General features: G+C 66.6%; 21 protein-coding genes. 1 reads left to right on the top strand and 20 read right to left on the bottom strand.

The window, feature by feature from the left end:
• Window positions 1-84 precede the first annotated feature (84 nt).
• The 20 genes from M9917_RS01065 to M9917_RS00970 all read right to left on the bottom strand — a co-directional run bounded on the left by M9917_RS01065 (window position 85) and on the right by M9917_RS00970 (window position 22,481).
• A complete protein-coding gene (locus M9917_RS01065; protein WP_297254659.1) occupies window positions 85-2,409 on the bottom strand; it encodes a CaiB/BaiF CoA transferase family protein in 2,325 nt (774 codons plus the stop codon).
• Window positions 2,410-2,597: 188 nt separating this feature from the next.
• A complete protein-coding gene (locus M9917_RS01060; RefSeq protein ID WP_297250462.1) occupies window positions 2,598-3,668 on the bottom strand; it encodes an ABC transporter ATP-binding protein in 1,071 nt (356 codons plus the stop codon).
• Between the two features lie 40 nt (window positions 3,669-3,708).
• Window positions 3,709-4,512: an ABC transporter permease gene (locus M9917_RS01055; protein WP_297250461.1), complete on the bottom strand. Its 804-nt coding sequence runs from the start codon at window positions 4,510-4,512 to the stop codon at window positions 3,709-3,711.
• Window positions 4,509-5,441, bottom strand: a complete 933-nt coding sequence (locus tag M9917_RS01050; RefSeq protein ID WP_297250460.1) for an ABC transporter permease — start codon at window positions 5,439-5,441, stop codon at window positions 4,509-4,511. The genes M9917_RS01055 and M9917_RS01050 overlap by 4 nt, the downstream gene beginning before the upstream one ends.
• Window positions 5,442-5,494: 53 nt before the next feature.
• The gene (locus M9917_RS01045; protein ID WP_297250459.1) at window positions 5,495-6,523 is read right to left on the bottom strand and encodes an ABC transporter substrate-binding protein; all 1,029 of its coding nucleotides are present in this window, start codon (window positions 6,521-6,523) and stop codon (window positions 5,495-5,497) included.
• A gap of 126 nt (window positions 6,524-6,649) precedes the next feature.
• On the bottom strand, window positions 6,650-7,648 hold the full coding sequence (locus M9917_RS01040; RefSeq protein ID WP_297250458.1) for an Ldh family oxidoreductase: 999 nt from the start codon (window positions 7,646-7,648) through the stop codon (window positions 6,650-6,652).
• Between the two features lie 230 nt (window positions 7,649-7,878).
• Window positions 7,879-8,298 (bottom strand): Zn-ribbon domain-containing OB-fold protein, encoded by a 420-nt coding sequence (locus tag M9917_RS01035; protein WP_297250447.1) that lies wholly within the window; start codon window positions 8,296-8,298, stop codon window positions 7,879-7,881.
• Between the two features lie 4 nt (window positions 8,299-8,302).
• Window positions 8,303-9,475: a thiolase family protein gene (locus M9917_RS01030; RefSeq protein WP_297250446.1), complete on the bottom strand. Its 1,173-nt coding sequence runs from the start codon at window positions 9,473-9,475 to the stop codon at window positions 8,303-8,305.
• A gap of 124 nt (window positions 9,476-9,599) precedes the next feature.
• A complete protein-coding gene (locus M9917_RS01025) occupies window positions 9,600-10,535 on the bottom strand; it encodes a LysR substrate-binding domain-containing protein (protein ID WP_297250457.1) in 936 nt (311 codons plus the stop codon).
• 328 nt (window positions 10,536-10,863) lie between these two features.
• On the bottom strand, window positions 10,864-11,733 hold the full coding sequence (locus M9917_RS01020; protein WP_297250456.1) for an alpha/beta fold hydrolase: 870 nt from the start codon (window positions 11,731-11,733) through the stop codon (window positions 10,864-10,866).
• Window positions 11,734-11,806: 73 nt separating this feature from the next.
• Window positions 11,807-13,477: an AMP-binding protein gene (locus tag M9917_RS01015; protein ID WP_297250455.1), complete on the bottom strand. Its 1,671-nt coding sequence runs from the start codon at window positions 13,475-13,477 to the stop codon at window positions 11,807-11,809.
• Entirely contained in the window at window positions 13,474-14,241 is a 768-nt protein-coding gene (locus tag M9917_RS01010) for an enoyl-CoA hydratase/isomerase family protein (protein WP_297250454.1), read from the bottom strand. The genes M9917_RS01015 and M9917_RS01010 overlap by 4 nt, the downstream gene beginning before the upstream one ends.
• Window positions 14,238-15,152, bottom strand: coding sequence for an ABC transporter permease (locus M9917_RS01005; RefSeq protein ID WP_297250453.1), 915 nt, complete (start codon window positions 15,150-15,152; stop codon window positions 14,238-14,240). The genes M9917_RS01010 and M9917_RS01005 overlap by 4 nt, the downstream gene beginning before the upstream one ends.
• Window positions 15,149-16,036, bottom strand: a complete 888-nt coding sequence (locus M9917_RS01000) for an ABC transporter permease (protein ID WP_297250452.1) — start codon at window positions 16,034-16,036, stop codon at window positions 15,149-15,151. Before M9917_RS01000 ends, M9917_RS01005 begins: the two co-directional genes overlap by 4 nt.
• Window positions 16,033-17,052, bottom strand: coding sequence for an ABC transporter ATP-binding protein (locus M9917_RS00995; RefSeq protein ID WP_297250451.1), 1,020 nt, complete (start codon window positions 17,050-17,052; stop codon window positions 16,033-16,035). The genes M9917_RS01000 and M9917_RS00995 overlap by 4 nt, the downstream gene beginning before the upstream one ends.
• A gap of 98 nt (window positions 17,053-17,150) precedes the next feature.
• Window positions 17,151-18,251 (bottom strand): extracellular solute-binding protein, encoded by a 1,101-nt coding sequence (locus M9917_RS00990; protein WP_297250450.1) that lies wholly within the window; start codon window positions 18,249-18,251, stop codon window positions 17,151-17,153.
• A 210-nt stretch (window positions 18,252-18,461) separates the two neighbouring features.
• Window positions 18,462-19,880 carry an MmgE/PrpD family protein gene (locus M9917_RS00985; protein ID WP_297250449.1) on the bottom strand — a complete coding sequence of 473 codons (1,419 nt, stop codon included), beginning with the start codon at window positions 19,878-19,880 and terminating at the stop codon, window positions 18,462-18,464.
• 667 nt (window positions 19,881-20,547) lie between these two features.
• Window positions 20,548-20,757, bottom strand: coding sequence for a DAK2 domain-containing protein (locus M9917_RS00980; RefSeq protein WP_465246308.1), 210 nt, complete (start codon window positions 20,755-20,757; stop codon window positions 20,548-20,550).
• Window positions 20,758-20,884: 127 nt separating this feature from the next.
• On the bottom strand, window positions 20,885-21,304 hold the full coding sequence (locus M9917_RS00975; protein ID WP_297250447.1) for a Zn-ribbon domain-containing OB-fold protein: 420 nt from the start codon (window positions 21,302-21,304) through the stop codon (window positions 20,885-20,887).
• A 4-nt stretch (window positions 21,305-21,308) separates the two neighbouring features.
• Complete coding sequence (locus M9917_RS00970; RefSeq protein WP_297250446.1) at window positions 21,309-22,481, bottom strand: thiolase family protein; 1,173 nt, start codon at window positions 22,479-22,481, stop codon at window positions 21,309-21,311.
• A gap of 382 nt (window positions 22,482-22,863) precedes the next feature.
• Between M9917_RS00970 and M9917_RS00965 the strand changes: the two genes are divergently transcribed.
• Entirely contained in the window at window positions 22,864-24,078 is a 1,215-nt protein-coding gene (locus M9917_RS00965) for a M20 family metallopeptidase (RefSeq protein WP_297250445.1), read from the top strand.
• Window positions 24,079-24,179 lie beyond the last annotated feature (101 nt).

Raw genomic sequence — 24,179 nt, 5'->3', positions numbered from 1 at the left:
GGTGCTTCTCCTGTGTCGCTCGGGTGAAAGTCCGCGCTTCGTGCGCGGGATGCCGCCGAGCCGCCGGCCCGGCAGAACTCGGGGTCACGCCGTCCGTCTGTCGGGCGTGCCTTCCTCGGCCAGCGGGCCGCGTATGATCGGCTTGAAATCCGAAAACAGCACGGGATAGGACAGGATGTTCACATTGCCCGTGGCCGAGGGCAGGGTCCGGACGATGTCGAGCGCCTGCACCTGCGGTTCCGCGAGCAGGTCCTCATGCGAAAGATAGGCGCTGGCGAGCCCGCCGAACCCGCGCACCCGCGCCACCACCTCCGACGAGGGGCGGGTGAGGAAGCCGGCCTCGTATTCCGGCTTGAGCTCGCGCGCCGCCGGACCGAGGCCCGTGGTGCGCCGGCCGTTCTTGTCGAAGCGCGGATCGTCGAGGAGATGGCTGAGGCCCACCGTCTCCACGAACTGGGCCCAGCCGGGCCGCCCCTCGGCGCCGACCGAGCCGCCGAAGGCGAAGGTGATGGGCGCATCCGCCGTGCGCCAGCCGCGCTCCGGCGGATCATAGGCGCCGCCGACCCGTGGACCTTCGAACCGGTCCGGATCGCTCTGCGCGGCGAGGTGCACGGTCTTCAGGGCGAGCAGGGAGTTCAGCATCGACAGGTCGACCCATTGGCCGGTCCCGCTCGCCTCGCGCGCATGCAGCGCCGCGAGGACGGCCTGGGTGGCGAAGATGCCGGTGCTGCAGCCGCCGACATCCGCGCCGAGGCGGATGGAGGGTTCCCCGCCCGTCCCGACATAACGGGTGTACCCCGACATCGCCTGGGCGCAGAGTTCCGAGCCCGGCTTGCCGGCGAGCGGACCATGGGCGCCGAACGCCGAGATCTGCGCCACGATGAGGCGTGGATTGAGCGCGCGCGCCGCCTCGGCATCGGCGAGCCCGAGCGACGCAAGCCTGGCGGCGGACAGATCGGTGATGAAGACATCGGCCTTGGCCAGCATCTCCCGCAGGGTCCGGGCCTGCTCGGCGTCCTCGCCGGCGAGGCGCTGGCCGCGCTTGCCGCGGTTGAGCGCGAAGAAGACCGCGCTGGTGCCATCGGCGAGGAAGGGCGGGCAGCCGCGCATCCAGTCGCCGTCCTGCGTCTCCAGCTTGACGACGTCGGCCCCGAGATCCGCCAGCCGGCAGCCGGCCATGGGGCCGGAGACGCCGCTCGCAAGCTCGACCACGCGCAGGCCCTCGGTGAGGGAGCGGCCGGTCGCGGCGACGGGCTTGCGCGCCAGCGCGCCGTCCTTCAGCCGCTGCAGGACGCGCTCGGTGTCCGCGCCCGGAACCGGCGGCGGCGTCACCGCGCAGGGCGTCGCGCTGAAGTGCCAGGGCAGGCCGCCGATGCTCAGGCGCCCCCAGGCCGTCTCGATCTGCGCCACCATGTCATTGGCGCAAATCTGGGCATGGTGGCGCAGCTGCTCGAAATGCTGGGCGAGCGCGCAGGCGACGCCGTGACGCTCCAGGATGCGCATCCACCAGATCATCGGCCGGGCGGCGAAGATGGGTTCGAGCTCGGCGTCGAGGGCGGCGCGATTGTCCACGCGGGCGGCGTTGCTGGCGAAGCGCGGGTCGGCAACGAGATCGGGACGCTCGATCGCGCTGCAGAAGCCCGCCCACTGGGCCGCATCGTGGACGGTGACGAAGACCTCGCCATGGTCGAGGGTGGCGAAGACGCGGTCCGGGACGAGGCCGGGCGACTGGCTGCCCATGGGCTCGAACAGTCGCCCCGCGCCGAGGATCTCGGCCATGCGGGTGAACTGCATCTCGAGCGCGGCCTGCAGCATCGAGACTTCCACCTTCTGGCCGTGCCCGGTGCGGCTGCGCTCCAGGAGGGCGGCGAGGATGCCCTCCACCGCGACGCTGGAGGTGGTGAGGTCGACGAAGCCGGAGAAGCGAAACGCTTCCAGCGGATCGCCGGGCCGGCCGTTGAGCCGCGCAAAGCCCGAATAGGCCTGCATGATGAAGTCCGCGCAGGCTTCCTTCGCCAGCGGCCCTGTCTCTCCGAAACCGGAGATCGAGCAATAGATCAGCTGGGGATTGCGGGCCTTGAGCGCGGCATAGCCGAGGCCGAGGCGCTCGATGACGCCGCCGCGGAAATTCTGGATGAAGATGTCGGCGTTGGCGCACAGATCGAGCGCGATGGCCTGGTCCTCGACCTTCTTCAGGTCGAGCGTGATGTCCTGCTTGTTGACGTTGAGGCAGATGAAGTTCGTGCCCATGCCCCGCTGGGAGGGCTCCACCCAGCGGGTCCCGTCCCCGCTCGGCGGCTCGATCTTGATGACCTCGGCGCCGAGCTCGCCCAGCAGCGTCCCGGTCCAGGGACCAGCCGCCATGATGCTGGCGTCAATCACACGAAGTCCTGTCAACGGTCCTGCCATCTTGGCACCCATGCCTGAAAAATCCGCTGCGCGCCGACCTGCCCGAACGCGAGGCGTTCCGGCTTGAAGGCGTCCGGCGTAGAGGCGCATTTTCGCGCCGGACGTATCGTCTGGGGGCGGCTCCGGTCGGGCATGTCCCGAGCGGCGACCACTCCGGCGGGGCAGGGTCCTACCTGCTCCCCGGCCGGTCAGGCATTCTCGACCAGCAGAATGCCGGCGCTGGGCGGCCAGCACACGGTCACGCTCTCGCCCTGACGGGGGATCTGGCCGTTGCGCACCGTCACCAGCGTCAGGGCCGTATCGCCGACCGAAACGCCGATATTGAACGTGGAACCGAGATAGCTGGTTCGCGTCACCACGCCGTTGACCGCGTTGAAGCCGCCCGGCGGGGCCGCGGCGATCTGGAGATCCTCCGGATGCACCGCGAGCGTCGCCGGCTGGCCCGGCTGCGCCGGTCCCGTCTGCCGCGCGCTGACGCGTTGCCCCGACTTCAGCATGACCTCGACGACGCCGTCGCCGACCTGCGCAACCTCGCCGCGCAGCAGATTGGCCTGGCCGATGAAGGAGGCGACGAACACATCCGCCGGGGATTCGTAGATCTCCTGCGGCGTGCCTACCTGCCGGATCTGTCCCTTCGACATCACCACCAGGCGGTCGGCGACCGCCATGGCCTCGTTCTGGTCATGGGTGACGAACACGGTGGTGATGCCGATCCGCTTCTGGATCTCGCGGATCTCGAACCGCATCTGCTCGCGCAGGCTCGCGTCCAGGTTGGACAAGGGTTCGTCGAGCAGCAGCACGGAAGGCTCGACGACGATCGCCCGCGCCAGTGCGACGCGTTGTTGCTGGCCGCCCGAAAGCTGGCGCGGGAAACGCTCGCCGAGCTGGTTGAGCTGGACCAGATCCAGCGCCCGGTTGACGCGCGTCGCGATCTCGCCCGGAGCCACTTTGCGCATCTTGAGGCCGAAGGCCACGTTGTCGAACACCGACATGTGCGGGAACAGCGCGTAGCTCTGGAACATCACGCCGATGTTGCGCTTGTGGGAGGGCACCCCGCGCATGGTCTTCATCCCGACGACGATGTCGCCGGAGGTGGGTTCCACGAAGCCCGCGAGCATCTGCAGCGTCGTCGTCTTGCCGCAGCCCGAGGGCCCGAGCAGCGCGAGGAACTCGCCCTGCTCGACGCGCAGCGAAATGCCCGCCACCGCGGTATGGTTTCCATAGACCTTGGTGATGTCCAAGAGTTCAATGTGAGCCAATGATCATGTCTCCCGGCAATGATGTCTCGCGGCGTCGCCGTCAGGCCCGGCGCAGGCCGAACAGGCGATCCATGCCGATGGTGAATTCGATGATGACCAGCGCGGTCGCCGCGGCGAAGGCGAGGATCGAGCTGATGGCCGTGATCAGCGGATCGTAGTTCTGGTCGATATAGACGTAGATCCGCACCGGCAGGGTCGTGGCGGTGGGGCTGGAGAGGAAGAGCGAGGCGGCCACCTCGTCGAACGACAGGATGAAGGTGAAGACGAGGCTGGCGACGACGCCCGGCCGGATGAGCGGCATGGTGATGTGCCAGAAGGTTCTGAACCTGTCCGCCCCAAGGCTCTGCGCGGCGCGCTCCACCTCTGGATTGACGCCGAGGATCGCGGTGCTGACGAAGCGGATCGCGAACGGCGTCGTGATGATGATATGCGCGATCACCAGCGTGACCACGTTGATCGAGATCGCCCGCATGGCGAAGAACTGCAGCAGCGACAGGCCGAAGATCAGGCCGGGCAGGCTCAGCGGCATCATGAACAGCTGCTGGAGCAGCTTGCGGCCGAGGAACTCCCGCCGCACGAGGCCGAGCGCGGTGATGGTGCCGAGCGCTGTCGCCACCAGGCTGGAAAAGACGGCGACGATCAGGCTGACCATCAGCGAGGCCATGAATTCCGGCCGCTTGAAGGTCTCGATGTACCATTTGATGCTGAAGCCGGGCGGCGGGAACACGACATAGTTCGCCGAGGTGAAGGACTCGATGATGATCACCAGGACCGGCGACACCGCGCAGACGCAGATGAAGAGGGAAAACGCGGCGAGGCCGCGCTGCATCGCGGTCGGGATCAATGGAACACCACCTTGAATTTTCCACCTTCGACGAAGCGCGACTGGACGAGCAGGACCAGGAACACGATCAGCACCAGCGCCACCGCGAAGCTCGCAGCCGACGGCCAGTTCTGCATGACCATCGCCTGTTCGTAGATGGTCGTCGACAGCACCGAATAGTTCGAGCCGCCGAGCAGCGAGGGCGTGACGAAGGAGCTCGACGCCAGCGAGAAGACGATGAGCAGGCCCGACATGATGCCCGGCAGCGTCAGCGGCAGCGTGACGTGCCAGAAAACCCGCCAGGCGTTCGCCCCCAGGCTCGATGCCGCCAGCGGAACCGCTGGGTCGATCGCCTGGAGGGAGGTGGCGACGGACAGCACGAGGAAAGGCAGCAGCACGTTGGCGAGGCCGATCACGACCGCAGCCTCCGTGTGCAGGATCGGCGGGATGGGGATCCCGAGCGCGCTGAACGCGGTATCGATGAGGCCGTTCGGCCCGAGGATGATCAGCCATCCGAAGGTGCGCACGACCACGCTCACCAGCAGCGGAGACAGCACCATCAGGATGATGAAGCCCCTCAGATAGGAGGGCGCGATCGACAGGTAGAGCGCGACCGGATAGCCGAGCAGGAGGGTCAGGACCGAGGTGAGCAGCCCGAGCCGAAGGGTCCGCCCGATGATGGAGATATTGTAGGAATCGGTGAAGATGGCGACATAGTTGTCGAGGCTCAGAACCGGGACGATGCCGCTGAGCCGGCTGTAGCCATAGAAGCTGTTCAGCACCAGCATGCACAGCGGAACGATGAAAAACATAAAAAACAGCAGCGTCGCCGGCAGCAGAAGCAGCAGCACGACCGGCCACTGCGCCGTGCCGTGCCGGGGGTGGGCCGTCTCCGCCCCCCCCGACACCGTATGGCCTACGGTTGCAGCCCTCGGAGCCTCGATCGACATGCAAAGTCCTTGGGTTGAAAGCGGAATTTCAGCCGAACGACGCCATGCGCCGATCAGCGTTTCCCCTGGATCTCCCGATCCCACATCGCTGCCCAGTTATCGAGCTGCGCGTTCATCTCCCCGCGGTCGATCTTGATCAGCTTGGCTGCTTCCTCCGGGCTCGGAACGATAGCCTTCAGGTCGTCGGGGATCGCGACTTTCTTGTTGACCGGGGCGGCGACGGTGCCGCGCGCGAGCAGCTGCTGGCCCTCCTCGCCGATCAGATAGTTCACGAAGATCTGCGCCGCCTTGGGATGGGGGGCGTTCTTCACCACGTCGAAATAGTTGGTGAAGTAGCCGGTGCCGTTCTTGGGATAGGAGAAGGCGATCGGCGCGCCCTGGCTCTGGAGGATGCCGGAACGCGCGCTGCCGTTCACCGTCACCCAGGCCTGGCCCTGCACCATCATGGTGTCGAGCTCGGCCGGGCTGTTGACGAACTTCACCAGATTGCCGTTCTCGCGCAGGGTCTTGAGCTTGGCGATGCCGGCCTTCACGTCCTTCTCGGTGCCGCCCAGATAGCGCGCCATCAGCGCCACGAGATCCTGGGAATAGGCCACGTTGAACGAATACATGGCGATCTTGCCCTTGTACCGGGGATCCCACAGATCTTCCCAGGTCTTGGGCGGCTCGATGCCGGCCGCCTTCAGGGCATCGCTATTGTACTGGATCCCGGTGGCGAGGATGTAGCTGCCGACCCCGATGTTGTCGGGGTCCTTGGCCACGTCGTAGACATCGGCGAGGTTGGTCAGCACCGCGGGGTCGAGCTTTTCGTAGAGCCCCTGCTGCTTGCCCGCCACATGGGTCAGCTCGTTGGACCAGTAGATGTCGATGTCGGGATTGTTGCGGGAGGCGTTCACCTTGGCGTAGTTGGTGAACGCCGTGCCGACGACGTAGGTCACCTTGATTCCGGTCTTCTTCTCGAAGTCGGGGATCAGCTTGTCGCGCATGAACTGCTCGATCGTGCCGCCATAGCCGGCGAGCACGACCTCCTTCTCGGCAGCCTGCAGCTGGGCCGCGGTCTGGGCCAACGCGCGCACCGGCACGAGGGAGGCTCCCGCCGCTGCCGCGCCCAATACGCACACAGTGCGCCGCGAAAGCATGTTCTTGTCTTCAACCATTTTCCATCCCCTTCAATTTTGATTTTGTCTTATTCCGTCGCCGTTCCGAGACTACATCGATTTCCGCTGTCCTGCGAGCTTCAACAGGGACGCGTGGACCACGTCGGGAATCTCGACAGACCCGTTCTGCTCGCTCTCGCGGCGGATCCTGGCGGAACCGTCGAATGGCATGCGGACGGGCGGGGCTCCCTCCAGCGGCCGCGCGCTGCGGATCGCATCGGCGAGCTCGGTCACGCGCGCAGGGTATTCGCCGCCGGGCATCAGCACCTTGGGATCGATGACGACGATCAGGAAGGCCATCTCGCAGATGCCGGGAGAGATGACCGGGCCGCCGCACAGGGCGCCCAGCATCTGCACCACCACCGAAAGGCCCGAGCCGCGGTGCCCGCCCCAGGTCTTGATCGCGCCGGCGAGCGCCGCCACGGGGTCGCGGGTCGGCAGGCCTTGCTTGTCGAGCGCGAGCCCTTCCGGGATCTCCTCGCCGACCCGCATGTGGAGCATGAGCTCGCCTTGCATGATCGCCGCGGTTCCGATGTCCCAGATCACCGGATCGCCTTGTGAGGGAAAGCCGAAGGCGATCGGGTTGGTTCCGAGCCGGGCCTCGGCGGCGCCTTCGGGCGCGACCATGGCATTGCCGTTGCCGATGCAGAACGAAACGAACCCCGCCTTGGTCGCCATCTCCACGTAATAGGCGAACAGGCCGGTGTAGTAGGTGTTGTTGGCGCCGACGATGGCGATGCCGCTCTGGCGCGCCTTCTCGATCGCGAGCTGCGTCGTATGGGCGGCGACGATGTAGCCGACATTGTCGCCGCCATCGATCAGCGCCGAGACCGGCGTTTCGTGAACCGTGGCGATCGGCCGGCGGCGGTCGCCGTACTCGTTCAGCCGCTCCGAGATGGCGAGGATGCGCGGCAACCCGCCGAACGTCATGCCGCGCTTGGCCGCGTCGACCAGATGGTCCGCCGTGACCCGCGCGCCCTTCTCGTCGATCCCGATCCCCATCAGCGCTTCCACGGCCAGCGTGCGCGCATCTTCGATTTTCAATTTCATCACGCATCCAAATGCGATTGAGGAGCTCTGCGAACGCCGGCGCGGGATTGCGCCGGCGGCATCCGGTCAGCACCTGTTCGGCAATCTGGAGCAGCGCCCCGGCGCGCTCTGCTGTCCCGAGATCGACGGCGAGTTCGCCGGCCAGGTTGCTGCGTATCTCCCTTTCGGCGAGGGTTTATACGCTGATATGCTGATCGTATCGAGCGCTAATACTACGCTCTGGGCCCCGCTCATCTGGGTTTGAATTTAGGGACAGTCACGATTTCGTTGATTTTTTCGAAGACGGCTTCGACTGGCATGCCGATCCTGATGTCCTTGTTGTCGACGCCGACGATGTTGGCGATGACGCGCGGTCCCTCCTCGAGCTCGACGAAGGCGACGTTGTAGGGGATCTCGTTGGCGAAGGCCTTGTGGTAGAGCTTGTGGAACACGACCCAGCTTGCGATCTTGCCTTTGCCGGAGAGCTTTTCCCAGTGATAGTCGTCGGAGAAGCAATGCGGGCAGACGGGTCCGTTGGGGGCCCACAGCTTCTTGCAGTGGTTGCAGCGCTGCATGCGGAACTCGTTGACCCGCGTGCCTTCCCAGAACGGGCGGTTGAAGTCGGAGATGGCGGGAAGCGGCTTGGCCGGGATGTCCTGCTGTGCGGTCATGGCGTCAGTTCCTCAAGATCAGGGAATCGCCGCGGTTGGTTCCCCATTGCAGGAGCTCCGCGTTCGGCAACTGGCGCTCGCCGCATTCCCCGCGTAGTTGGCGCACCATTTCGATGATGTGGTTCCAGCCCGAGACATGGGCCTCGGACAATAGCCCGCCATGGGTGTTGACCGGCAGTTCGCCGCCGGGCCCGATCCGCCCGCCCTTGGTGAACTGCCAGGCCTCGCCCGGCTTGCAGAAGCCGAACCGCTCCAGCGCCATCCAGACGATGCTGGACATGGCGTCGTAGGTGTAGAAGGCGTCGATGTCGGAGCGCTCGACCCCGGCCATCTTGTAGACGAGCAGGTCGCGCTCGCGCGGCACCGGGTAGGATTCGTCCTGCTGGTGGATGCCCAGCCCCGGCCGCGCGCCGGTGGCTTCCGCCCGCCCGGCGCACATGCCCTGGTGGCCGGCGATGTAGATCGGCTTGTGCGGGCCGTTGCGGGCGCGCTCGGGCGTGGTGACGATGACCACGCAGGCGCCGCCGATGGTCTGGCAATAGTCGTAAAGATGCAGCGGCTCGCAGACATAGCGCGAGGCCTGGTGCTCCGCCACCGTCAGCGGCTTCTTCATCACCGCCAGCGGGTTGCGCAGCGCATGCTCGCGGATCGAGACGCAGACCTCGGCGAGATCGGCGCTGGTCGCGCCGTAGCGGTCGAAATACTTGCGCGCCGCCATCGCCCAGGCGCCGCCCGGCGAGGTCATGCCGTAATAGGGATGCTCGAAATGGGCGCCGCCGATCTCGCGGTCGTCCTGGAACTGGCCGTGGTCGCCGACCGTCCCCGCCCGCGCCCAGTTGATCGAGCAGACGCAGGCGACGTAGTTGGCGAGCCCGGCATCGACCGCCATCGCCGCATGCGCCAGCACGCCCGACATCTGCCGGCCATGGGTCCAGGTCTGGTCGGAGAAGCGGATGTCCAGCCCGAAGGCCTCGCTGACCTGGTCGTAGTCGACCCCGAACGGCGTGCCGATATTGACCAGGATGCCGTCCACCTCATCGCGCTGGATCCCCGCGTCGGCGAGCGCGTTCTTGAACGCCGCGGCCAGCGGCACAAGCGGACTGACCGCCGCGGTCATCTTCCCGTACTGATTATTGCCGACACCGATGATCGCCGCGCGATCGCGCATCGTCCCCATGAGCCTATTCCTCCACTTAACATCGATTTACGTCAGCAAACAGCGATGCTCACGTCGATTTGTCATTGGCGGAATTAGAAAAGCCAAACCCGCCCATGGCAAGCCAGCGTCCGGCAAGGGGATATCACGATTCATGAAGACTCAGACGCGTCCCCTTCCATTCCCCGCTCTTGGTGAGGTCGCGCGCGCAGTCGATGAGGGCGGTGCGGGCGGCGAGCGCCGGCAGGGTCAGCTCGTCGTCGGAAAGCGCGCACACCGCGCTGGCGCGCAGCACGTCCGCTACCTCGATGAGGCGGAAGCGCGACTGGCCGTCGCGCGTGCGCGCAACCGCCGCCCAGGGCAGGAATGCGGCGCCCAGGCCCCGTTCGATGCCGTCCAGCAGCAGCGAGAGGGAATCGATCTCGGCTACGATGCGCGGCCGGATGCGCTCGCGGGAGAACACCGCGTCCAGCGTCCGCCGCAGGCCCTGCGCCGTGCTCGGCACCAGAAGCGGGATGTCCTTGAGCTGCGACAGGGAGAGTGTTTTCCCGTGGTGCGAGACGATCGGGTGAAGCGCGGAATCGATCACGAAAAGTTTTTCCTGGACGAGCGGGGTGACGCTCCAGCGCCATCCCTTGTCGATGTCGAACAGGACGGCCAGATCGATCCGACGGGCGTTCAGCATGCCAGACAGATGGCCGGATCCGCCTTCCACCAGGTGCAGCAGCACGTCGGGGTAGCGGGCTTGCATGCGCTGGAGGAGCGGCGCGCCCAGCACCGCTGCCGTGGTGGAAGTGAAGCCTATGCTGACGCGACCCGAGCGGCGGGCCTGTTGCGCGACGCCGGCGGCATTGTCCGCGTGTCGCAGCGACAGCTGCGCTTCCCGGAAGAACTCCAGCCCCGCCTCGGTGGGCGCGATGCCGCGCGAGGTCCGCTGCAGCAGGCGGGTGGAGAGTTCGCTCTCGAGCTTGGTGATCTGCTGGCTGAGCGTGGAGGAGACGCAGTTCATGTCGTCGGCGGCCCGGCTGATGCTGCCGAGTTCCACCACGCGGACGAAATAACGAAGCTGCCTTAGTTCCATGAAGCCTCCCACCGCTCCTTTCCGGGTCGCGACACCATCTGCACGATACGCAAGGTCCGGCATGAGACCGAACGTTAGCCAAGGTGAACGGCCAAGAATATGCCCAGGCTCGGAAAGTGCGAATCGCCGCGCCGTTCGAACCCTGGTCGAACGGATGATTCCAACGCGTTGCGACGCCGATCGGCACCGAGGCCCATGCCGGCTTACAGCTGCGGGCGCGATGCGGATACCGCCAGCTTTCCCGAAGCCCTTAGGTCCTTGATCGTCTCGATGCCCGGCCGGATCCGGCCTTGTTGGCTTTCCGCCTGTGCGAGCGCATCGGGCCGGATCAGCCCGGGCTTGCGGGCGCTTCCAGGAAGGTCCTGAGGAGGCGGGCCAGATCCGCGGCCCGGTGCTCCATCGTGTTGCCGTGCCAGTCCGGCTCCTCCAGGACGGCAAGCTGCGCCCGCTTCATGATCTCCAGCAGATGATCGCCCTGGCGGCCGATCGCCCGGTCCTCGCTCGGAGAGGCGATTTCGATGATCAGCGTCGGGGCTTCGATCCGCCGCAGGTCGCGCTCGAGGTCGTAGGCGAAATTCGCGCGATAGAGTGCCGGCGCGCTCTCCGCCGACATCAGCTCATCCGCGACCTTCAGGATCGTCGCCGAGCGGCGCGCGGCATTGTCGAAATCACGGACGAGGCCTTCGTCCCACCAGCGGCTGCTGATCACGCTGAACAGGTCGGCCCACTGGACCAGCGCCGCCTCGCGTTCGTCGGCGGCTTCCAGAAGCTTGCGCTTTGTCTTGCCAACGGTGCCGCCGCGCCGCGAATTATCGGCGACGATGCTGTGGCTCTGGCCGACGAGCACGAAGCGACGGATCCGCTCCGGGAAGGCCGCGGCCATCGCGGTGCCGATCTTGTTGCCGGTGTGGTGGCCATAGAGGGCCACCTCGCGAAGGCCCAGCGTATCCAGAAGGTCGATGAAGGCGGCGCCGATCTCGCCGAAGCTCGTGCCGTCGCGCAGCGGATCCGACCAGCCGGACCCGGGATAGTCGATAGCGACCAGATGGAACTCCGCGTCAAGCTCCGCCGCCAGTTCCTTGTACATGGCGACGGAGCGCCCGCCCTGGGGAAGCAGGACGAGGGTGGGATTGGAGGCGTCTCCCCAGGTCGCATAATGGATCTGGCCAAGGCATGTATCTGCATAAGCGCGTCGCATCGTCAGAATCTCTCCCGTTAGACGGTCCGTACCCGCCGCCACGCGGCCTCGAAGGGTGAGGCCGCTCAGCCTTTCACGCGGGGCAATCGTCCGGCCCGATCCATTGCTGCGTCTCCCGGTCCCAGACCGGGCCCGTCCGGCGCATGCGCCGCACCTCGGCGAGGCGCACCTTGCCGGTCTCGGTGCGCGGCAGGCTGGCGGTGAATTCGAAGAAGCGCGGCACATGGGTCCGCGGCAGCCGCTCCGCCAGGAAGGCCGGAAGCTCGGCCAGGAGGGGCGCGGGCATGCGGTGCTCAGGCTCCTGCGCCGACGGCTGCGGCACGATGACGGCAAGGATGTCCTCGTCCCCCAGCGGGCTCGGCACGCCGATGACGGCGCAGGCGGTGACCATGGGGTGGCGCAGAATCTCGGCGCCGATCTGATCGGCGGAGATGTTCAGGCCGCGCCGACGGATGGTGTCGCCCATGCGGCCGAGGAAATGCAGCTCGCCGGCGGAATCGATCAAGCCGCGGTCGCCGGTATGGTACCAGCAGTTGCGGAAGGCCCTGAGCGTCGCCGGCAGGTCGTTGTAGTAGCCGAGCAGCATGCGATAGGGGTGCTGCGGGCGGATCACGATCTCGCCGTCCTCGCCCGGCGGCAGGGGACGGTCCACCGCATCGACGATGGCGACCGTCATGTCCGGGGAGGGCACGCCGGTGGCGGGGCTGCCCTCCGTCCCGCCGTCGCGGCGATGCGCGATGGTTCCCACCTCGCTCAGCGAATAGCTTGTGACCGTCTCGACGCCGAAGCGGGCGTTGAAGCGTTCCGAGCGTGGCGCGGTCCACAGATGGCGCACCGCATGGCGGCGGTCGTCCGGGTGCTCCGGCTGGCTGAGCAGGATCGGCATCAGCGGCGGCAGGATGTGCCCGAGGGTCGCCCCGCAGTCGCGGATCTCCGGCCAGTAGCGACTGGCGCTGAAGCGGCCGGCGGAAGCCATCGTCGCGCCGGCCTGTAGCGCGCCGATCAGCCCGTTGATGCTCGACAGGTTGTGGTGGAGCGGAAACGGGCTGTAGAGCAGGTCGGTGCCGGCGAACTCCAGGATGCGGTTCTGCACGGCCGACTTCGCCAGCATGTGCAGGTGGCTGTGCATGATGCCCTTGGGGTTGCCGGTGGTGCCGGAGGTGTAGCGGATCGAGGCCAGCGCCGAGGCCTGCACCGCGCGCCACAGGCCGTCGGCGGGCCCCGGCGCGGCAAGCTCGGTGAGCGCGACGACGGCGCAGGAGGCGTTCCCGCCGGGCGGCCCGGGCCCGCGCGCGCAGGGCTCGGTGAGAATGATCAGCCGGAGCTGGGCGAGATAGCCGGCGACCTCCGGATCGAGCAGCGCGGCAAACCCGTCGGCGTCGGTCACGATGACCTCGACGCGGGCGGTGGCGAGGGCGAAGAGCAGGGCCGAGCGGCGCAGCTCGTGGTTCACCGGCACGTCGACGATGCCGGCGAACAGGCAGATGAACCAGGCTTCGACGAAGGCCGGCTGGTTGCCGAGGAAGATGGCGGCGGTGGTGCCGGCCGGGATCGCGAAGGCGGTGCGCAGCCGCGTGCTGCCGGCCTCCGCCGCGGCGACGAGGCCCGCATAGGTGATGTGCTCGCCGGTGCGGGGGAAGATCAGCAGCGGCTTGTCGCCGTGGCGCTCGGCCTGGCCGATCAGGACGCGCGGCAGGGACAGCGCGTCGTCGACCGGTATCACCGGGGCTTCCGGCGTGTTCATGACGCAGGCCCGGTGCGCACGCGGCCGGTGGGGATGTCGGTCGCGGTGGAGAGCGCGGCGCTGCCGGCGAGGCCGGAGAGCTTTGCGGCTCCGGCGAGCTGCAGTGCAGCCTGGTTGAGCTGATATTTGTTGTGCGCGAGCGTCATCGGGTTGCGCGGGGCGAATTCCTCGGCGAGCGCAGCGAGCGTCGCGTCCCAGTCGGCCGGCGCCACCGCCTCGTTGCAGAAGCCGTATTCCACCGCCTCGCGCGCGGTGATCTTGCCGCCGCGCAGATAGATCGCCTTGGCGCGCTTGAGGCCGATGGTCATCGGCAGCATGAGCGTGCCGTAGAGCAGGCTCGGCAGGCCCTTCGCGGCGCCGGTGAAATTGAAGCTCGCCGTGTCCACGGCGAAGCACAGGTCGGCGCAGATGGAAATGTGGTTGCCGAGGCCCGCCGTCACGCCGTTCACCGCAGCGACCACGATCTTCGGCATCGCCACGATGCGGGTGAGAAGGTCCACCTGCAGCTCGACGAAGGCGGAGAGCTCCGGTCCCGACAGCTCATTGATGGCGTTGATGTCGGCCCCGCCGGTAAAGGCGCCTTCGCTGCCGGTGATGAAGACGAGCTTGATCGCGGGATCGTGCTGCACCTGCATCAGCAGCTCGTTGAGCCTGCGCGCATCCTGCGGACGAAGCGCATTGCGCGTCTGCGGCCGATGCAGCCGGATGATCGCCGCGGAGCTGACGTCCGGATGGGCCGTGAGAAAGACGGCATCCTCGCTCATGGCTTGCCTCCGCCAGGGGCTGCGGCGTCTGCCGGAAGCCGTGGGGGTTTCTGCCCGTGGCTCGCAAGGCCCACGAGGCGGTCGATCACGATGGCGACGACGAGCACGATCAGCACGAGCAGGGAGCTCGCCGCGCTGATGATCGGGCTCGATTCCTGGCTCATGTAGGTATAGATCCGCACCGGGAATGTGGTCGCCTGGGGGCTCGAGAGGAACAGCGAGAGGTTCACGTCCTCGAACGAGACGATGAAGGCGAAGGCGAAGGCGCCGGCGATGGCCGGGAACAGGATCGGCAGCGTGATCCGCCGGAAGGCCTGCAGCGGCGAGGCGCCGAGATTCTGCGCCGCGAGCTCGAGCCGCTCGTCGAACCCCACCAGGCTGCCGATGGCGAGGCGGGTGACATAGGGAATTGTGATCGCCAGATGGCCGGCGATCAGGCTCGCGGTCGAGGAGATCAGGCCGGAGCGGGCATAGAACTGCAGGATCGCCACGCCGAGCACGATGCCGGGAATCATCAGCGGCGAAAGGAACAGCCCTTCCACGAGGCCGCGGCCGGGAAACCGCAGGCGGACGAGGCCGATCGCGGCAGAAACCCCGACCACGCAGGCGATCAGCGACGATATGGCCGCCACCCTGAGGCTGACCATGAGCGAACCGAGGAACTCCTCGTTCTGCAGCACCGCCACGTACCAGCGCAGGCTCAGCCCCTGCGGCGGGAACGTCACATACTCCGCCGCGGTCAGGGACGACAGCAGCACCACCGCGATGGGCGTCACCAGGAAGACGCACACCATGACCGTGAAGCCGGCGAGCCAGGGCAGGCCTGCCCGCGGCGGACGGGAGCGGGCCATGCCGGCCGGCGCCGCGCCCACGCGCGCGGGGAGGGCGGAGGAGACGCTGTCGCGGGTCATCGCTGGAACACCCCGCGAAACGCGATCCGTTCGATGAAGCGCGAGTAGAGGGCGACGATGGCGATGGTCAGCGCGACCAGGATGACCGACAGCGCGCTGCCGAACGACCAGTCCAGCACCACGATGTTGTATTCATAGATCAGCGTCGACATGAAGCGCAGGCGCGCGCCGCCGAGCAAGGCCGGCGTCACATAGGCGCTGGAGCAGAGCGCGAAGATGATGAGGCTGCCGGCCAGGACGCCCGGCATGCTGAGCGGAAAGAGCACCCGCACGAAGATCTGCCGCCCCGTCGCGCCGAGGTTCCGGCCCGCCCGGACCAGCGAGGGATCGACATTGTCGAGCGCGGAGGCGATCGGCAGCACCATCAGCGGCAGGAAGGTATGCACGGCGCCGATGACCACCGCCGTCTCGCTGAACAGAAGCCGCAGCGGCGCGTCGATCAGCCCGAGCCATTGCAGGCTGCTGTTCACCAGCCCCTGCGGGCCGAGGATCACCACCCAGCCGAAGGTCCGCACCACCACGCTGATCAGCAGCGGAACCATGACGATGAGCGAGAGATAGAGCCGCGCCCGGCCCTGGGTCTTGGACAGCTGATAGGCGACCGGCCAGCCGATCACGAGGCAGATCGCGACGACGATCGCCGCCACCCGGTAGGTGCGGGCGAGCACGGACAGGAAGAACGGATCCGAGAAGAAGCGGGTGTAGTTGTCCGGCGTCCACGCCGCGGCCATGCCCGCGGCGGGATTGGCCTCGGTAATGCTGCGCAGGAACAGCGCGAAGAGCGGCGCCAGCACGATCAAGGTGAACAGGACGAGGCCCGGCACCAGCAGCATGCCGCGCTTGATGCTCTTGAGATGCGGACGAATGATGGCGCCGGCGCTCATTGCGTCCTGTCGGGAATGAGGAGAGCCTGCTCGGGCGCCCAGCGCGCATAGATCTGCCCCTTGCCTGCAAGGGCGATGGCTTCGCCGCTCTGCGACCGCACGCGCAGGGGGCGATCGCCGAGGCGCAGCGCCAGGAAGCTGACCGCGCCGAGGAAGGCGTGGTCGTCCAGCGCCACGGGGTAGGAATTCGGCGGCTCGTGGCGGGCGGACACCGTGATCTGCTCCGGCCGCACCATGACGAAGGCGGGCTTGCCCACCGCCGTCGGCGAGGGGCCGGCGACCACGAATTCGAAGCCGTCGTCGCTGGCGGCGACGACATGGTCCGGCTCGATCGCGCGGACGGTCACCGGTATGAGGTTCGCGCCGCCGATGAAGTTCGCGACGAACGGCGAGGCCGGCGCGCGATAGATCTCCTGCGGCGTGGCGACCTGCTCGATCAGGCCGCCATTCATGACCACCACCCGGTCGGAGATCGACAGTGCCTCCTCCTGGTCGTGGGTGACGTACATCGCGGTGATGCCCGTCTTGCGCTGCACCGAGCGGATCTCCGAGCGCATCTCCTCGCGCAGCTTGGCGTCGAGGTTGCTCAGCGGCTCGTCCAGCAGCAGCACGCTCGGGTTGACCGCCAGCGCGCGGGCGATGGCCACCCGCTGCTGCTGCCCGCCCGAGAGCTGGCGGGGATACCGGTCCGCCATGTTCGCAAGCTGCACCAGCTCCAGCATCTCGCCGGTGCGGCGGCGGATCTCGTCCGGGGCGACCTTGCGGATCTCCAGGCCGAAGGCGATGTTGCGCGCCACCGTCAGATGCGGGAACAGGGCATAGCCCTGGAAGACCAGCGCGGTATTGCGCTTGTGCGGCGGCAGCCACTCGATCTGCCGCCCGTCCACGATGATGGCGCCGCGGTCGGGATGGGTGAATCCCGCCAGGAGGTTCAGCGTGGTGGTCTTTCCGCAGCCCGATGGGCCCAGCAGGGTGACCAGTTCTCCCTGCTGGATGGTGAGGGAAAAGTCCCTCACGGCAGGGATGCCAGCGTATTGCTTGGCCACCTGCTGAAATTCAACAGTCGACAAATTCTCGCCTCTTCATCTGCGTGGTCGGCGCCGGGGCGGGCGGATCAGGTGATCTCGCGGTTCCAGCGGTCGAGCCATTTCGGCAGCTCGCGCGCCACCTGCGCATAGTCGAAATTGAGCAGCCGCGAGACGCGCTCCTCGCCGTAGATCAGGTTTTCCGCGACCTCCGGCGGGATCTTGACGTTTTTGTTGGACGGTCCGAGCTGGATGTCCCTGGCGACGATGAGCTGCATCTCGTCGCTCAGGACCCAGTTCACGAACTCGTTGGCGAGGTTCGGATGGGGCGCGCCCTTGATGACGTTGAGGATTCCGCTCTGGATCGGCAGTCCGTCGCTGGGATAGACGATCTGCAACGGGAAGCCCTTCGCCTTCAGCAGGGCCATGCGGGCATCGAGATTCGTGCCGATCCAGGCCTGCTGCTGCAGCAGGAGGTCGTCCACCTGCGCCGGCGAAGAGATGAACTGGAGGTTGGCGACGTTCTCCTTCAGGAACTTGAACACCGGATCGACGTTGCCCACATCGCCGCCCAGGCTGCGGTTGGTCATCAGGAAGGTGGTGATGCCCTGGTGGGTCGAAAGGTCGAGCCAGGAGATATGCGTCTTGGTTTCCGGCGTGACGATGCCGCCCCATTTGGTCGGTGCGGTGAGCTTGCGCTCGTCGAAGATTTTCTTGTTGTAGCCGATGACGGTGGCGCCGATGCCCCAGCTCGCGCCGTAGCCGTCGAGCTGCGCGAAACTGTGCAGCCTCTCGTAATTGGTCACGCGCTTCAGGTCGAGCTTGTCGAACACGCCTTCGGCCAGGCCGCGCGCATGCGTCGGCTCCACCGTCCAGAGCACGTCGGTCTGCGGATTGGCCTTTTCCGCCACGACCTTGGCGAAGGCCGGGCCGGAATCGTTGACCACCATCGTGACCTTGCAATTGAACTTGGCCTCGAACGGCGGAATGATCTTGGTGCGGTACACCGTGCCGATGGTGCCGCCGCGGGCGGAGAAGACGAGCTCGCGCTCGAGCCCGCCGGAGCCTTGGGCAAAGCTCGCGCGGGGCTTGAGCACGGAGCCGCCGACCACGGTTGCGGCTGCGCCGGCCGCCAAGAGACTGCGGCGGCTCAATCCATTGCCAGGTGAAGTCTTCTGTTTGTCGGACATGGCGTTTCCTCGGGAGCTTTCTGGTTCTTGTTCGGACGTGCCCCCGCCGCTCCAGGCTGTGCGAGGCCCGCTTTCGAGCCGGGTGCCATCGGCTTGCTTCGGCCGGATGGATCCCGCCTCTCGATTCCCGATAGGGAATGCGTCACCCGCCGGCTTGCGCTGCAGCCCGTCCGGGACGCGCCCCTTGGGCCGCGCGCTCGACACGGCGGATCACTGACGTGGCCGAGCCACCGCATTGATCGCGGCCACCAGCTCGGCGCCGCGGTGCCGCTCGAGATCGCCGACCATATCCGCGACGATCCTCGCCTCTGCCGGGCGGCCGAGCGGCTCGACGATGCGCATGAACTTCTCGACGATATCGTCCCAGCTCAGCGGGTTCTCGGGATCGCCCTTGGGCGAGAACATCTCCGCCCGGTCCTCATGGCCATCCTTGAACCGGATGCGGATCTTGCTGGCCCAGTGCGGCATGGTCGGATCCGGGGTGAGGCGGATCAGCGGCAGCAGGTTGCGGATGCCCGGCTCCCACAGGTCCTGCTCGGTGATGTCGGCCACCACCACGTCGCCGCGATGCACCACCAGCGCCACGTTGTATTCGAGGCTGAGGCGGGCCGCGAGCTGGGTCCGGGGATCGTCGTTGCCGACATCGTCGATGATGTGCGGATGGCAGCGCACCTCGATCTCGGCCACCTCGCCGGCGCGGCCGGGATTGCGCCGCATGATCTCGGCGGTGGCGCCGGAGGACGTGATCGTCAGGGTGCAGCCATAGAATGGCCGGAAGCTCGTGCGCTCGACCTCGAACGACTGGCCGAGCGCCTGCGTCACCGGATCGAGCGGGCTGCCGCCTGCGGTGACCGCGACGAAGCCCTGTGGATCCTCGATCACCGCGCCCGGGCCGACGAAGCCCTGCTGCGCGAGCACCGCGGCCTCGACGCCATTCTGCGCCGAACGCCCGGCATGGAAGATCATGGTGAGCGAGCCGTCGCTCTGGAACGCCTTGAGGCCGGAGGACTGGCTGCCGGCGATGCCGAGGGCGGAGTTCATGGTGGCGGCATCGAGGCCGAGCAGCCGGCCTGCGGCGGCCGTCGCGCCGAATGGGCCCAGCGTACCGGTCGGGTGGAAGCCCCGCGCCCAATGGGCCTCGCCCACCGCACGGCCGAGGCGCCCCATCACGTCGTAGCCGGCGGCCATGGCCGGCAGCATGTCGGTTCCAGGGGCATCCAGCCATTCGCCGACGGCGAGGATGACGGGCACCACGCATCCGCCGGGGTGGGAATACGAATCCTTGTGGATGTCGTTCACGCCCACGCTGTAGAGCGTGATGCCGTTGACGAAGGCGGCATCGTGAACGGAGATGCGCTTCCCGCCGATGACGGCGGTCGCCGGCCCTTCGCCGCTACCATGCCGGAGCCGTGTGATGGACTGCCAGGCGATCTGGCCGGGTTCGCCGCGCGTTCCATGCAGCAGGCAGCCGATGCCGTCGAGCAGCAGACGCTTGGTGGCCCCCACGGTCGAAGCCGGAAGCGCATCGTAGGTGAGGCCGGCGGCGAAGGCCGCGAGCTGGTGGCTGACGGCCGGCGGCTTGACGGTCCGGGCGGCCCCCGACGGTTCTGTTTGAGCCTGGATGTTCAAATGTGGCGTCCCCCTGCTTGGCTGATTTTCAGCCTTTTTTATTTTCAACGGACATTGACGACATCAGTGCGATGCGCGTTGCACGATAACGCGCTCATACGTTCAAGCTGCGGCGTTTCCCTCATCGAGATCTCTGCCGCTCGCGCCCGGCCCGGTCCGGGTGCCCTCGAGCACATTCTCGAAAGCAGCAGATAATGGAACAATAGGGCTGACCGATGCGATCAGCTTCCGGCGATCATTCCTGCTCACGACAAGAAGCGGAATGCGATCGTGGAAGCTTCCCATCGATGGCGCCCTCCACCACAGATAGGCCCATTCAATGGCTATCTGTACTCATTCATGTCATGAATGAAAACCATATATCTAAAATCAAGCCGGGCAAGCGAGGGTTTGCAGATGGGGGCATCATGAATCCTGAAGGGTTGTGCCACGCGATCTGACATCCGCACGGGATACCCGCTTGCTGGGAGGCTCCTGGGGAAGTTGCGTTGAGGGCGTCAAGCGGCATGCAAGTCTGCCGAGCCCTTTTCAAGGATTACCGCTTGTTCCGACGGGCCCCAGCGCGGCGCCCGCCTGGATCAGCCTTCCCCGATATTCGGGATCCGAGGCCACGGGCAGCGCAGGCTTGCCCCGCTGGCACCGTCACGGGATTGGCATGGACCCATGGTTAGCGACGGGCGACGGTGCCCAGCCAGATCGACACCGCAGCGGCTCCGCCGTCCGGTACGCCGAAGGCGCGCTCGCCGAGATAGCTCGCCCGCCCGAGACGCGGCCGCATCCCGGCAGTGGCATCCGCGCCGGCCGAGGCGGCTTCGGCCGCGAGGCTCCAGGCCCGGGCTGGCGGCAGGCCGTCTCGCGCCGCGCGGGCGCAACACATCGCGGAGCCGAGGCCTGGCCGCCCTGGCTCTACCATGCAACTGGCATCGACCCCACGGAGCGATCGATGCCAGGGCGTCAGTCAGCAGGCTTCCTCCCAACCGGAGCAACCGGTTGAGAGGCCCCGCTCATCTGGGTTTGAATTTAGGGACAGTCACGATTTCGTTGATTTTTTCGAAGACGGCTTCGACTGGCATGCCGATCCTGATGTCCTTGTTGTCGACGCCGACGATGTTGGCGATGACGCGCGGTCCCTCCTCGAGCTCGACGAAGGCGACGTTGTAGGGGATCTCGTTGGCGAAGGCCTTGTGGTAGAGCTTGTGGAACACGACCCAGCTTGCGATCTTGCCTTTGCCGGAGAGCTTTTCCCAGTGATAGTCGTCGGAGAAGCAATGCGGGCAGACGGGTCCGTTGGGGGCCCACAGCTTCTTGCAGTGGTTGCAGCGCTGCATGCGGAACTCGTTGACCCGCGTGCCTTCCCAGAACGGGCGGTTGAAGTCGGAGATGGCGGGAAGCGGCTTGGCCGGGATGTCCTGCTGTGCGGTCATGGCGTCAGTTCCTCAAGATCAGGGAATCGCCGCGGTTGGTTCCCCATTGCAGGAGCTCCGCGTTCGGCAACTGGCGCTCGCCGCATTCCCCGCGTAGTTGGCGCACCATTTCGATGATGTGGTTCCAGCCCGAGACATGGGCCTCGGACAATAGCCCGCCATGGGTGTTGACCGGCAGTTCGCCGCCGGGCCCGATCCGCCCGCCCTTGGTGAACTGCCAGGCCTCGCCCGGCTTGCAGAAGCCGAACCGCTCCAGCGCCATCCAGACGATGCTGGACATGGCGTCGTAGGTGTAGAAGGCGTCGATGTCGGAGCGCTCGACCCCGGCCATCTTGTAGACGAGCAGGTCGCGCTCGCGCGGCACCGGGTAGGATTCGTCCTGCTGGTGGATGCCCAGCCCCGGCCGCGCGCCGGTGGCTTCCGCCCGCCCGGCGCACATGCCCTGGTGGCCGGCGATGTAGATCGGCTTGTGCGGGCCGTTGCGGGCGCGCTCGGGCGTGGTGACGATGACCACGCAGGCGCCGCCGATGGTCTGGCAATAGTCGTAAAGATGCAGCGGCTCGCAGACATAGCGCGAGGCCTGGTGCTCCGCCACCGTCAGCGGCTTCTTCATCACCGCCAGCGGGTTGCGCAGCGCATGCTCGCGGATCGAGACGCAGACCTCGGCGAGATCGGCGCTGGTCGCGCCGTAGCGGTCGAAATACTTGCGCGCCGCCATCGCCCAGGCGCCGCCCGGCGAGGTCATGCCGTAATAGGGATGCTCGAAATGGGCGCCGCCGATCTCGCGGTCGTCCTGGAACTGGCCGTGGTCGCCGACCGTCCCCGCCCGCGCCCAGTTGATCGAGCAGACGCAGGCGACGTAGTTGGCGAGCCCGGCATCGACCGCCATCGCCGCATGCGCCAGCACGCCCGACATCTGCCGGCCATGGGTCCAGGTCTGGTCGGAGAAGCGGATGTCCAGCCCGAAGGCCTCGCTGACCTGGTCGTAGTCGACCCCGAACGGCGTGCCGATATTGACCAGGATGCCGTCCACCTCATCGCGCTGGATCCCCGCGTCGGCGAGCGCGTTCTTGAACGCCGCGGCCAGCGGCACAAGCGGACTGACCGCCGCGGTCATCTTCCCGTACTGATTATTGCCGACACCGATGATCGCCGCGCGATCGCGCATCGTCCCCATGAGCCTATTCCTCCACTTAACATCGATTTACGTCAGCAAACAGCGATGCTCACGTCGATTTGTCATTGGCGGAATTAGAAAAGCCAAACCCGCCCATGGCAAGCCAGCGTCCGGCAAGGGGATATCACGATTCATGAAGACTCAGACGCGTCCCCTTCCATTCCCCGCTCTCGCCGTTCATCGAGACGCCGGGCGGCAACCCTTGCTCGGCGTTTGCTTAGTCGGCCCCGATTCGAATACCGTCTGTATCGCCGAAGCCTTCACCGGATCGGTGTTTCGCGCCGGTATGCCCGCAAGGGTGCGCGCTGACCGGCGAAGACCGGCCCGGCATGCCTGACAAGCCGTGCCGCGCCCCATCCCTCCGAATGTGAGAACCAGATAGATGAGCGTAGCGGAAAAGCTCGGGAGCAAGGTCGATACGGGCTTTGCGATCGCATTTCTTCAAAAGATGATCCAGCACAAGAGCTACAGCCAGACGGAAGGCGAGCGTGAGCTCGTCGACTGGATGGGCGAGCAGATGCGTGCGCTCGGGCTGAAGAGCGATGTCGTTCCTTTCGACGGCAAGCGCGCCAACGCGATCGGGCGCTGGGTCGGCGAAGGCGGCGGCAAGAGCCTGATGTTCAACGGCCACCTGGATACCAACCCGGTTTCGGAGGGATGGACCGTCGGCCCCTGGGAAGGAAAGGTGGACGACAAGTTCATCTACGGGATCGGCGTCTCGAATATGAAGGCTGGCGACGCCGCTTATTTCTGCGCGGTGAAGACGCTCATCGAAGCGGGCGTTCGCCTGCGCGGCGATGTCCTGCTCACCTATGTCGTCGGCGAATTGCAGGGCGGCGTCGGCACGATGGCGATGATCGAGCAAGGTTATCGGGCCGATTACTTCGTCAATTCGGAACCGACCGATCTGCAAGCTCTCACGATGCACGCCGGATCCTTCGTTTTCGTGATCGAGCTGATCGGCAAGACCCGCCACCTTTCCAAACGGGAAGAGGCCGTCGACGCGATCGCCGCGGCCTGCGATCTCGTTCCGAGGCTGAACGGAATGAAATTCTCGGGCGCCGCATCCCCTGAGCACGAGAAGATCAACCGCGTGAATGTCGGCGTCATTCATGGCGCGCTCGGCAAGGATCTCCATGAGTGGCGCCCTCCCCAGGTCGCGGACTATGTCCGCCTGCGCGGGTCGGGGCGGTATGCCCCGGGCCAGACCGAGGGAAATTGCCTGGAGGACATGCGCCGGGTCCTGCATGAGCTCGAGGAGCGCTTCCCCGGGCTCAAGGCCACGGTCACCAACGAAAAGCTCAACGGGCGGCTTTCGATGCCGACCTTCGAGGTGGATCGGAAGAGCCCGATCGTCAAGGCCACCAACAATGCCTATCGCGCGGTGCGCGGCGCCGAACAGAATACCGGGGCTCTGACGCCGCCCGGCTTCTACGGCACCGATGCCGGCCACCTGTACCGCGTCGCGGGCATGGCAGGCATCGTTTGCGGGCCGGGGGGCAGGTATAACACCATGCCGGACGAGCGCGTCGATATCGACGACTATCTGGACATGATCCGCATCTACATGGGCATCATCTGCGAGATCTGCGCGTAAAGCCTGTCGATGAAGCCGGGGCCGGGCGTGCTTCATGCCCGGCTTTCGCGTGAAGCGGGGCCGGTTGACCTCGCCGATGGATTTGAAGTCTCCCGTTCCGG

This window comes from Bosea sp. (in: a-proteobacteria) (genome assembly GCF_023953965.1).
Taxonomy (GTDB): Bacteria; Pseudomonadota; Alphaproteobacteria; order Rhizobiales; family Beijerinckiaceae; genus Allobosea.
This window is presented reverse-complemented; position numbering and strand designations above follow the sequence as displayed.

What these genes read in the sequence shown, in the direction of transcription:
- M9917_RS01025 (WP_297250457.1), bottom strand. Translation starts at nt 10,535, where the DNA reads ATGGAACTAAGGCAGCTTCGTTATTTCGTCCGCGTGGTGGAACTCGGC.
- M9917_RS01015 (WP_297250455.1), bottom strand. Translation starts at nt 13,477, where the DNA reads ATGAACACGCCGGAAGCCCCGGTGATACCGGTCGACGACGCGCTGTCC.
- M9917_RS00980 (WP_465246308.1), bottom strand. Translation starts at nt 20,757, where the DNA reads ATGTGTTGCGCCCGCGCGGCGCGAGACGGCCTGCCGCCAGCCCGGGCC.
- M9917_RS01065 (WP_297254659.1), bottom strand. Translation starts at nt 2,409, where the DNA reads ATGGCAGGACCGTTGACAGGACTTCGTGTGATTGACGCCAGCATCATG.
- M9917_RS01010 (WP_297250454.1), bottom strand. Translation starts at nt 14,241, where the DNA reads ATGAGCGAGGATGCCGTCTTTCTCACGGCCCATCCGGACGTCAGCTCC.
- M9917_RS00975 (WP_297250447.1), bottom strand. Translation starts at nt 21,304, where the DNA reads ATGACCGCACAGCAGGACATCCCGGCCAAGCCGCTTCCCGCCATCTCC.
- M9917_RS01030 (WP_297250446.1), bottom strand. Translation starts at nt 9,475, where the DNA reads ATGGGGACGATGCGCGATCGCGCGGCGATCATCGGTGTCGGCAATAAT.
- M9917_RS01020 (WP_297250456.1), bottom strand. Translation starts at nt 11,733, where the DNA reads ATGCGACGCGCTTATGCAGATACATGCCTTGGCCAGATCCATTATGCG.
- M9917_RS01000 (WP_297250452.1), bottom strand. Translation starts at nt 16,036, where the DNA reads ATGAGCGCCGGCGCCATCATTCGTCCGCATCTCAAGAGCATCAAGCGC.
- M9917_RS00965 (WP_297250445.1), top strand. Translation starts at nt 22,864, where the DNA reads ATGAGCGTAGCGGAAAAGCTCGGGAGCAAGGTCGATACGGGCTTTGCG.
- M9917_RS01035 (WP_297250447.1), bottom strand. Translation starts at nt 8,298, where the DNA reads ATGACCGCACAGCAGGACATCCCGGCCAAGCCGCTTCCCGCCATCTCC.
- M9917_RS01005 (WP_297250453.1), bottom strand. Translation starts at nt 15,152, where the DNA reads ATGACCCGCGACAGCGTCTCCTCCGCCCTCCCCGCGCGCGTGGGCGCG.
- M9917_RS00990 (WP_297250450.1), bottom strand. Translation starts at nt 18,251, where the DNA reads ATGTCCGACAAACAGAAGACTTCACCTGGCAATGGATTGAGCCGCCGC.
- M9917_RS00970 (WP_297250446.1), bottom strand. Translation starts at nt 22,481, where the DNA reads ATGGGGACGATGCGCGATCGCGCGGCGATCATCGGTGTCGGCAATAAT.
- M9917_RS01040 (WP_297250458.1), bottom strand. Translation starts at nt 7,648, where the DNA reads ATGAAATTGAAAATCGAAGATGCGCGCACGCTGGCCGTGGAAGCGCTG.
- M9917_RS01050 (WP_297250460.1), bottom strand. Translation starts at nt 5,441, where the DNA reads ATGTCGATCGAGGCTCCGAGGGCTGCAACCGTAGGCCATACGGTGTCG.